Consider the following 9,626-nt stretch of genomic DNA (forward strand, 5'->3'; position numbering starts at 1 on the left):
CCACCACTCGCTACAAGTTCGGTGGCGTCGGCNGNGNCTCGGCGTGGCACCCGGGGCGGGCCGTGCGCCCCGCTCCGCCGCGCCGGGGGCCGGGGAGCCTTTGATGCCGGTGGCGGTCCCGTCGAGGGCGTCGGGCTCCCGCGGCTCGGCGGTGTCCGTACCGGTGCTCCCGGCCGGATCCGGCGCGGCGTCCGCACCGGACCCCGAGGGAGCGGTGGCGGCGGCCAGGCCCGCGATGGGCGCGCAGGTCGCCCACGCGGCGGAGCCCTTCGCGGCGAGGACCTTCTCCGCGACGGCGATCTGCTGGGCACGGGTGGCGAGGTCGGCGCGCGGCGCGTACGCCGTGCCGCCGTGCGCCTCCCAGGCCTCCTGGGAGAGCTGGAGGCCGCCGTAGTAGCCGTTGCCGAGGTCGGCGCTCCACATGCCACCGGTCTCGCACTCCGCGACCCGGTCCCAGGTGGCGGCGTCGGCGGCGGAGGCGGTGCCCGCGCCGAGCAGCGGCAGGGCGATCGCCGACCCGGTCACCCCGGCGGCGACGACGAGGGCGGGGGCCTGACGGGGTCGACGGTGTCGTCCGTTACCGGAACGCATGCGGAGGACCTTTCACGCGACTGCTGAAGTGACGGTGAACGTAGCGGCATTCGAACACCGGTCACAAGTCGGCTCAGGGAAGATCACGCGAGGATCACAGAGGTGACGATCCGTCAGGTCGCTCGGGGGTGAACTCCACCGGCAGGGTTCGCAGTCCGCGCATGATGAGCCCGCCGCGCCACCGCAGTTCGTCCGGATCGACGGCGAGGCGCAGGTCGGGCAGCCGCCCCAGGAGCGCGGCCAGCGCGGTCCGCCCCTCCAGCCGGGCGAGCGGCGCGCCCAGGCAGTAGTGGATGCCGTGCCCGTACCCGAGGTGCTGGTTGTCGGACCGCCCGAGGTCCAGGACGTCCGGGTCGTCGAACCGCTCCGGGTCGCGGTCGGCCGCCGCCAGCACGACCAGGACGGGGTCGCCCGGCTCGATGCGCCGCCCGCCGACGGTGAGCGGCTCCGTGGCGAAGCGCCAGGTCGCCAGCTCCACCGGCCCGTCGTACCGCAGCAGCTCCTCGACCCCCGTGGCCAGCAGGTCCGTCTCGCCCGCGGCCAGGGACGCCTGGAGGCGGGCGCGTTCGCCGGGGTTGCGGAGCAGGGCGTACACGCCGTTGCCGATGAGGTTCACGGTCGTCTCGAAACCCGCGAACAGCAGGATGAACGCCATCGCCGCGGCCTCGTTCCCGGTGAGGTGCTCGCCGTGGTCGGAGGCGCGGATGAGACCGGAGATCAGGTCGTCGCCGGGGTCCTCCCGCTTCCGGTGGATCAGGTCGACGAGGTACGCCCGCATCCGCTTCACGGCCCGCGCCACGCCCCCGCGCGGCCCGCCGCCGTGCCGGATCATCTGCCCGGCCCAGTCCCGGAAGTCGTCCTGGTCCTCGGCGGGCACCCCGAGCATGTCGCAGATGGCGTAGATGGGGAGGGGGAAGGCGAACTCGTGGATGAGGTCGGCCTCCCCCCTCCCGGCGAAACCGTCGATCAGCCGGTCGGTCAGCTCCTGCACCCGCGGGGCGAACTCCGCGACCCGGCGCGGAGTGAACGCCTTCGCCACGAGCCGCCGCAGCCTGGTGTGGTCCGGCGGGTCGATGTTGAGCAGGTGCGTCATCAGCTCGGCCTTGCGCTCACCCGGGATGCCCGTCCGGCCCCTGGCGTGGGCGGGCTCGTCGTGGTGCGCGGGGTTCTTGCTGAGCCGCTGGTCGGCGAGCGCCTGCCGGGCGTCGGCGTACCGGGTGACCAGCCACGCCTCGACGCCGCTGGGCAACCGGGTCCGGTGCACGGGCGCGTGCTCCCGCAGCCAGGCGTACGCCGGGTACGGATCGGTGGCGAACTCCCAGGTGAAGAGCTCGGGGGGCGTGGCGGGGTCGTCGGCGGCGTTCACCCCCCGACGGTATCCGCCCGGCGCGGCGCGGGGCCTTCCGGGCGCCGGGATCGGCGGGTAGGGGCGGCTTCGGGCTCCGGGGGCGGCTCCGTCCCCGCCGCGGTCCCTCCGGCCGTTCCCGCGGCTCTCCCGTACCGGCCGTCCCGCCGTGCCTCTCCGGCAGTGGAGAGCGTCACCTCGGCCGCACGCCCTGCCGTGGCCGGGAGCGCGGCCGGCCCCCGGCCACGGCAGGGGTGCCGCGGCCCGGAAATCCGAGGCCCCGACCGGCCGGTACCACTTCGGCGATCAGATACCAGGCAGGTATCATGCATGCATGGCGATGACACTCCGGCTCCCCGACGACCTCGACGCGAAGCTCACCGAGCGGGCCCGTCGCGAGCACCGCAGCAAGCAGGAACTCGTCATCGAGGCCGTCCGCGAAGCCCAGGACCGCGCCGAACTGAAGGTCGACGACGTCCTGGCCGAACTCATGGACAGCGACGCGGAGATCCTGGACTACCTGAAATGACCGCGGTGCGCCACCTCCGGATCGACGAGATCCTGGCCATCGCCCGCAAGGTCAACGGCACCGAGCACTGCGTGCGCGACATGGGGCTGCTGGTATCGGCGATCGAACGGCCCCGGACCCACGTGTTCGGGACCGAGCTGTATCCCGCGCTGCACGACAAGGCGGCCGCCCTGCTGCACGCCGTCGCCCGCAACCACGCGCTGATCGACGGCAACAAGCGCACCGCCTGGCTCGCCATGCGCGTCTTCCTCCGGTTCAACGGCCTGAGCGCCGGCGTCTCCCCGCCGCACGTCTCCGTCGCCGGCCCGTTCGTCGAGGAGGTCGCCCAGGACCGCCCGGACGTACCGGCCGTCGCCCAGCACCTGTCGGCCTGGTTCCCCGTCCCCTGACCCACGGCGGCGGCATGAGGGCCGGGCACCCCCCGGCGGGCCGCGGCGGACGCGCCCGGCCGGAACGGGACGTCGATGCACGTGGGGCCGTGCGGACGGCCCTGGGCGGCGCGCCCCGGCGGCAAGGCGGGCGAGGTCCCGGTGGCCGGGGGCCGCGATACCTGTCACCACCGGACGGACCCGTCCCCGTACCGCCACCCCGGCTGACCGGACCGCTCCGGGTACGACGCGGCCGGCGCACGCGGGTGCCCCCGCAGCCACAACCGACTGCGGGAGCGTGCTCGCGGGTCAGCTTCCGGCGAGGAACTGTCCGAGCCGGTCCCGGGGCCGGCCGGTGAGCCGCCGGTGCAGCACCACGGCGCGGGACCCCACCAGGCCGCCGCGGTAGGCGGTCGGCAGTCGCTCCAGGACGTCGGCCGCCGTCGAGGCCGCCAACGACGGGTCGCCGTCCGCGCACAGACACATCGCCCGGTCCAGGGTCAGCAGCGCCCGCGTCATCACCGACCCGCCACCGGTCAGGGCGAGCGCCTGTTCCTGCGCCTCGTACGCCGCGCGGGTGTCCCCCAGCAGCGTGTACGCCTGGGACAGGTGCACCAGGTGCTTCTGTGCCGGATAGCCGGTCCACGTGTCGGCCGTCTCGTCGCCGTCGAGGCGGTCCGCGAACGAACGGGCGTCCTCGACCGCGGCCCTCGCCCCGGAGCGGTCCCCGAGCGCGGCGAGCGCACGAGCGGACACGGCGGCGGCCAGCGCGGCGGCGGCCGTCGGCGCCGAGCCGGCCGCGCGCCGCGCCTTCGCCGCGAGGACGGCGGCCTGGCGCGGCGCCCCGTAGTTCACGCCGACCATCGCGTGCCGGGCGAGGACCCACGCGGTGACCCGCCGGTCGCCGGACTCCCGTGCGGCCCGTTCGGCGGTGGAGAACCAGCGGGCCGCGTCCGGCTGGTCCCCCCGGTCGTGCTGGATGATCGCCACGAGCCCCGCCAGTCCGGCGGTCGTGCGGACCAGGCGGGCGCGTGCCCGCGTCGAGTGCGGCCGGGCCAGGGTGTGACGGAGCAGATCCAGATCGGCCCGCATCTCGGTCAGCAGCGCGTCCGGGGACCGGCCCCGGTACCCGCCGCGGTACCGCTCGTACGCCGATTCCAGGTAGGTCAGATCGCCGTCGGGCGTGGCGACCAGGGCCCCGTCAATGGCCTCCCTCGCCTGGGCGATCCCCGGAAGCCCGGCTGCACCGACCGCGGCGGCCGCCCCCATGAAGCGTCGTCGGTCCACGTCGCTCGTCCCTCCTTTGCCGTGACGGCGGGCCTGACGGGACGCGGCGACGGCCCGGCGGACCTCGGCGACCGTCACCCCGTAGGCGCGGGCGATCGTCTCGTGGAAGACGGGTGTCGGCAGCCGCCGCTCCGTCTCCCACCTCTTCAGGTTCTCCGGATCGAAGAACCGTCCGCCCCCGGCTTCCTCCATCCGCCGCGCCTGCTCTTCTCGCGTACGGCCCGCACGCTCCCGGACACCCCGTAAGAGGGCGCCGATCCCGTCCGGAGTCATCATGCGCCGCGCCTCCTGTGTGATCGCAAGGGTGATACCCACTCTGGCCCCCCGCTCCGGCCCCCCGCAGGCAAATGCACCACTTCCCGGCACCTCCGCCCGAACGGCATCGGACCTTTGGATGAGTGGCGCCGCCCCGGGGCCGAGGCGAACCGCCCGTCCTCGGCCCCTGGTTGCGGCCTCATGTGCCAGAAGACCGCGGGGCCCTGCCCCGTGTGACCGAAGGAGCCGCGATGCCCCGACCTGCCACGAGCACAAGGGACCTCGACGTCGTACGAACGTCCGCCCCGGACCCGCAGCCCCCCGCGGCGGTCGATCACCGGCCGGCCGGGCCCGGCCTCGTGGCCTGCTTCGCCCCGTCCGACCACCGCGTGGGGCACATGCGCCGGATCACCGCCTCCCACCTCCGCCACCACGGCTGTGCCGCACTGATCGACGACGCCGTACTCGTCGTCTCCGAACTGGTCACCAACGCGATCCGGCACGGTAGGGGCGAGGTCGGACTGAAGGTGACCGTCCTCACCGGTGAACTGCTCATCGAGGTCGGCGACCGCAGCACCGCCCCGGCACGGCTCCGCACCGCCGGCGACGACGACGACGACGGTCGCGGCCTGCTGCTCGTCACCGCCCTCGCACGGACCTGGGGCGTCAGCGACGACGGCACGACCACCTGGTGCACCCTCGCGCTCCCCGAGAGAAGGCCATGACGGCCGTCATACCGAGCGTCGTCGCCACCGGGGCCCTGAACCGGCGGTTCCCCGGTGCGGCGCCGCACACCGGCCCCGACCGCCGAGACACTCGCCGAGTCGACCGACGTGGAAGCCCACGACGGCCCGAAAACCGTCCTCGGCCCCCACCCGCCCGGGATCTGCGCCGTCACCGCCCGCCTCCGGACGACGATGGCGCAGCGCTCGCGGCGGCCTGACATGTCCGACTTTCCGCCCGGCACCACACGGCGAGGACTCTCGGAGCGGAAGGCCGGGCGGAAAGCGGATCCCGTTCCTCGTCCTCCGCCCCGGCCGGCGGCCCGCAAGGGGCGGCGGTGGACGCCCGAAAGCACCCCGGCGATCCGGAAGGGCGGGTCAGCCGGCCGGGTGGCCCTCCGCCGCGCGGATCGCGTCGCGGTACGCGCGGGCCGCCGCGCGCAGCGCGGCCTCGGGGTCCACGCCGTCCGCCTCCGCGCGGACGGCCGCCTCCAGCAGGGCGTAGCCGACGCCGTCGCCGGACGGCGGCGGGACGTCCAGGCCGGCGCTGCGGACCCGGCCCGCGAGCTTCGCGGCGAGGGCGAGGCCCGGCTGGCCCAGGGGGACGCCGTCCGTGACGGAGGTGCGGCGCTTCTCGACGGCCTTGGTGCGCAGCCAGTGCTCCTTGACCTGCTCGGGCGTCTCGGCGGTCTCCTCGCCGAAGACGTGCGGGTGGCGGTGGATCAGCTTCTCGACCAGGCCGCCCGCCACGTCGTCGAGGGAGAACGGCTCCTCCTGCGCCTCCTCGGCGATCCGGGCGTGGAAGACGACCTGGAGGAGGACGTCGCCGAGTTCCTCCCGCAGTTCCTCCCGGTCGCCGTCCTCGATCGCCTCGACCAGCTCGTACGCCTCCTCGATGGCGTACTTGGCGAGGCCCCGGTGGGTCTGGCGGGACGACCAGGGGCACTCGCGGCGGATGCGGTCCATCACCTCGACGAGGTCCAGGAGGCGGGCGCCGGGCAGGTCGTAGGAGCCGGGCAGGAGCTCCAGCTCGGGCAGGGCGGCGCGGCCGGAGCCGGCGAGGCGGGCCAGTCCGTCGGTGAGGTCCCGGTCGCCCTCGCCGGACGCGAGGACGGCGACCGTGCGGCCCCCGGCGCAGGCGTCGACCAGTTCCCGCGCGGTGGGCTTCGCCGCCTCGACGGCGATCCCGGCCTCGCGGAGGTACGGCAGCTGCGGGTGGCCGGGGTCGGAGCACAGCACCGCGTCGGCGGTGCGCAGGGTCTGCCAGGCCGGCCAGGACAGCACGCCGGGGGCCACCCGGTGGCTGGTGGTGATCAGGACGATGCGGCCGGTTCCGGGGGTGTCTGCGGCTTGAGCGTTCACCCCTCGAACCTACCGCCCGCCGCTACGCGCCCGCCGGGGTGGCCGCCGGGTCCCGGGTGACCTGGCGGAGCCAGGGGGGCTGGTGGTCGCCGAGCCGGATGCCGTCGTGGTCCCAGGTGCCGTACCGGGGGTTCACCTCGACGGCGAGGTCCCTGGAGGCGGCACCGAACAGGGCGGCGAGCTTCTTCTGGCCCTCGGGGGTGTGGGACACCCCGTGCTTCGCGGCGATCTTGTCCATGAGGATGCCGCGCCGGACCATCCCGTCGACCTCGCCGGGGGTGGTGCCCTGCTGCTGGAGCAGCATCGCGGCGAGCTGCGCCTCCCCGCCGTACTGGCGGGCGGCGGCGCGCCGGGTCTCCTGGACCTCCTTGCGGCTGGCCGTGACCCCGGCGTCGGCGGCGACCTTCTCCACCACCCGGTCGAAGATCATGCCGTTGAGCTTCTCGCGGCTCAGGGTGCCGGTGGCGCGGATCAGCTGCTCGGCCTGCGGCGACGCCTCCTGGGCCGAGCGGACCTGCCGGACCTGCGCCTGGAGCGCGGCCGTCTCGATCCGGTCGCCGCCGACGACGGCCGCCGCGCCCGGGTGGGCGTCGCCCCCGCAGGCGGTGAGGAGGGGGGCCGCGGCGAGGAGGGCGGCGGACACGGAGAGCGCGGTGCGACGGCGGCGGTGCAAAGGGGGCCTCCCGGCGTGGGTCGTACGTCAGCGTCAACGACCTTGCGGTGATCGATGGTAGGCAGTGGACGCGGCCCGGGCCACTACTTCGGAGCCACTTCCGTCAACGATTCGCGGCCCTTCGGGTTCTCCGGGCGCAGCATGACCGCCCGGGAGACGAGGAACGTGACGGGGATGGCGGCCGCCGCGGCGAGCAGCGGCGCGTACCGGCTGGACAGGCCCGCCACGCCGACCAGCAGCCAGACCCCGGCGGTGGTGATCACGAAGTTCGCGGCGTTGGTCAGGGGGAAGAGCAGGAACTTCCGCCAGGTGGGGCGGGTGCGGTAGGTGAAGTGGCTGTTGAGGAAGAACGAGCCGGTCATCGACAGCAGGAACGCGGCGACGTGCGCGGCGACGTACGGCAGGCCGCACGCCAGGAGCAGCAGGTAGCAGCCGTAGTAGGTGCCGGTGTTCACCACCCCGACCAGGGCGAACCTGACGATCTGGCCGCTGGTGCCGGTCATCTTCGGCTGTACTCCCCGGGGGACGGTCGGGTGCGCGGTGCGCCGGTGTTCGCCGCCTTCACCAGGAAGTGGGGGCGCCGCTTCACCTCGTAGTAGATGCGGCCCACATACTCCCCGATCAGGCCGACCATGACCATCTGGACGCCGGCGAGGGCGGTGACGGCGACCAGGAGGGTGACGTAGCCGGGGGTGTCGACGCCGTTGAGGAGGGCGTCGCCGACGATCCACGCCGCGTAGAGGGAGGCCGCGGAGAGGAGGAGGAAGCCCAGGTAGAGGGCGGCCCGGAGCGGTTTGTCATTGAAGGACAGCAGGCCGTCGAGGCCGTAGTTGAGGAGTTTGCGGAACGTCCATTTCGAGCGGCCCTGCTCGCGTGTCTCGTTCTGGTACTCGAACGTCGTGGTGGGGAATCCGACCCAGGCGAAGATCCCTTTCGAGAAGCGGTTGTACTCGGTGAGTTCCAGCACCGCGTCGACGGCCCGGCGGGACAGCAGCCGGAAATCCCCGACGCCGTCGGCGAGCTCCACGTCGACGAGCCGGTTGACCACCCGGTAGTAGCCGCGGGCCAGCAGGGTGCGCGTGACCCGGTCGCCCTCGCGGGTGCGGCGGGCGACGACCTGGTCGTAGCCGTCGGCGTGGAGTTCCAGCATGCGGGCGACGAGGCGCGGCGGGTGCTGGAGGTCGGCGTCCATGATGACCACCGCGTCGCCGGCCGCGTGGCGGAGCCCGGCGAGCATGGCCGCCTCCTTGCCGAAGTTCCGGCTGAAGGAGACGTAGCGGACGCGCGGGTCGGCGGCGGCCCGCTCCTGGAGGATCTCCAGGGTGCGGTCGCGGCTTCCGTCGTCCACGTAGACGAGTTCGAAGTCGACCGCGAGGCGGCCCAATTCCTCGGTCACGTGCTCGTGGAACCGGGCGATGATCTCCTCTTCGTCGAAGCAGGGCACCACTATCGAGATCAGCACGGCGTCCACGGAAACGGCCGTGCGTGTCGGGGGCTGCCCCCTTCCGTGGCGGGCAGGCGGACATTCGGTGAACTCGCTCCGGAGGAGCGGGGATTCCGTTTTCCCGGTGCGATATTCGGGACGTGTCCGAGTCCCGTGCCCCTTCGTCCGTCCCGCGCGCCTGCGGTGCGGCGGCGCTGTTCGCCGTGTTCGCCGTCTGCGCGGGCGACGCCGCCTCCCGCACCTTCCCCTTCGGGTCGCGCACGCGCGCCGTCAACGACCTCGGCAACCAGTTCGTGCCGTTCCACGCCCACCTGTGGGACCTGCTGCACGGACGTGCCGGGGCCGGGCCGCTGAACTGGCGGTCGGGGTACGGGACCAGTCTGCTGCCGGACCTGGGCACCTATCTGACCAGCCCGTTCGCCCCGCTCGTCGCGGTGTTCCCGCGCGAGCGGATCGACTTGGCCGTGTACGTGGTGACGGTGCTGAAGATCGGCGCGGCGGCGGCGGCCATGGCGCTGGTGCTGCTGCGGCAGCGGCGGGGCGGCCGGTGGGGGGCGGCCGCGCTGGGCGCCGCGTACGCGCTGTGCGGCTGGGCGGTGGCGGAGGCGTCGTACAACCCGATGTGGCTGGACGGGCTGATCGCCTTCCCGCTGCTGTGCCTGGTCGCCGAGTGGGTGCGCCTGGGGCGGCGGCCGGTGCTGGGGCCCGTGGTGGTCGCCGTGTGCTGGGTGGCCAACTTCTACACCGCGTACATGGCGACGCTGGGCGCGGCGCTGGTGCTGCTCGCGCGCGGCGGGACGCGGCCCCGGGTGCTGGGGCGGGCCGCGGGGACGGTGCTGCTGGGGATCGGGCTCGCCGCGCCCGTGCTGGTACCGGTGTTCCTCGGGTCGCGGCACGCCTATCCGGGGTGGACGCGCGACTTCGACCCGGCGCGGTGGACGGACCTGGCGGCCCGGGTGCTGCCGGCGACGTACGGCTTCTTCACGCCGGCGCTGTTCCTGGGGGCGGGGGCGCTGCTGCTGGCCGCCGCGCTGCCGNNCCACCGGGGGG

The 9,626-nt window shown here is 74.3% G+C and carries 10 protein-coding genes and 1 pseudogene; 4 read left to right on the forward strand and 7 right to left on the reverse strand.

Annotated features, from left to right (window positions below; translation table 11 throughout):
- Positions 1-37: 37 nt before the first annotated feature.
- Positions 38-591, reverse strand: a pseudogene (locus MW084_RS11030) (transglycosylase family protein); the annotation flags it as partial.
- A 94-nt stretch (positions 592-685) separates the two neighbouring features.
- Entirely contained in the window at positions 686-1,957 is a 1,272-nt protein-coding gene (locus tag MW084_RS11035; RefSeq protein ID WP_010473400.1) for a cytochrome P450 family protein, read from the reverse strand.
- A 313-nt stretch (positions 1,958-2,270) separates the two neighbouring features.
- On the opposite strand from MW084_RS11035, the gene MW084_RS11040 reads away from it, so the two are divergent.
- Positions 2,271-2,465, forward strand: coding sequence for a ribbon-helix-helix protein, CopG family (locus MW084_RS11040; protein ID WP_010473403.1), 195 nt, complete (start codon positions 2,271-2,273; stop codon positions 2,463-2,465).
- Complete coding sequence (locus MW084_RS11045; RefSeq protein WP_010473405.1) at positions 2,462-2,854, forward strand: type II toxin-antitoxin system death-on-curing family toxin; 393 nt, start codon at positions 2,462-2,464, stop codon at positions 2,852-2,854. Before MW084_RS11040 ends, MW084_RS11045 begins: the two co-directional genes overlap by 4 nt.
- A gap of 288 nt (positions 2,855-3,142) precedes the next feature.
- Here the strand turns inward: MW084_RS11045 and MW084_RS11050 are convergent, their stop codons facing one another.
- The gene (locus MW084_RS11050; protein WP_275563570.1) at positions 3,143-4,396 is read right to left on the reverse strand and encodes a helix-turn-helix domain-containing protein; all 1,254 of its coding nucleotides are present in this window, start codon (positions 4,394-4,396) and stop codon (positions 3,143-3,145) included.
- A 230-nt stretch (positions 4,397-4,626) separates the two neighbouring features.
- On the opposite strand from MW084_RS11050, the gene MW084_RS11055 reads away from it, so the two are divergent.
- Positions 4,627-5,100, forward strand: coding sequence for an ATP-binding protein (locus MW084_RS11055; protein ID WP_010473409.1), 474 nt, complete (start codon positions 4,627-4,629; stop codon positions 5,098-5,100).
- Positions 5,101-5,475: 375 nt separating this feature from the next.
- On the opposite strand, the gene MW084_RS11060 is transcribed toward MW084_RS11055, so the two are convergent.
- From MW084_RS11060 to MW084_RS11075, 4 genes are all read right to left on the reverse strand, one after another.
- Positions 5,476-6,459 carry a nucleoside triphosphate pyrophosphohydrolase gene (locus tag MW084_RS11060; protein WP_010473411.1) on the reverse strand — a complete coding sequence of 328 codons (984 nt, stop codon included), beginning with the start codon at positions 6,457-6,459 and terminating at the stop codon, positions 5,476-5,478.
- A 22-nt stretch (positions 6,460-6,481) separates the two neighbouring features.
- Positions 6,482-7,132 carry a SurA N-terminal domain-containing protein gene (locus tag MW084_RS11065; protein WP_010473414.1) on the reverse strand — a complete coding sequence of 217 codons (651 nt, stop codon included), beginning with the start codon at positions 7,130-7,132 and terminating at the stop codon, positions 6,482-6,484.
- A gap of 83 nt (positions 7,133-7,215) precedes the next feature.
- Positions 7,216-7,635 carry a GtrA family protein gene (locus tag MW084_RS11070; RefSeq protein ID WP_010473416.1) on the reverse strand — a complete coding sequence of 140 codons (420 nt, stop codon included), beginning with the start codon at positions 7,633-7,635 and terminating at the stop codon, positions 7,216-7,218.
- Positions 7,632-8,594, reverse strand: coding sequence for a glycosyltransferase family 2 protein (locus MW084_RS11075; RefSeq protein WP_029553712.1), 963 nt, complete (start codon positions 8,592-8,594; stop codon positions 7,632-7,634). The genes MW084_RS11070 and MW084_RS11075 overlap by 4 nt, the downstream gene beginning before the upstream one ends.
- 113 nt (positions 8,595-8,707) lie before the next feature.
- On the opposite strand from MW084_RS11075, the gene MW084_RS11080 reads away from it, so the two are divergent.
- A partial coding sequence (locus MW084_RS11080; RefSeq protein WP_420833762.1) for a YfhO family protein occupies positions 8,708-9,613 on the forward strand: 906 nt, incomplete at its 3' end.
- Positions 9,614-9,626 lie beyond the last annotated feature (13 nt).

This window comes from Streptomyces sudanensis, assembly GCF_023614315.1.
Taxonomy (GTDB): Bacteria; Actinomycetota; Actinomycetes; order Streptomycetales; family Streptomycetaceae; genus Streptomyces; species Streptomyces sudanensis.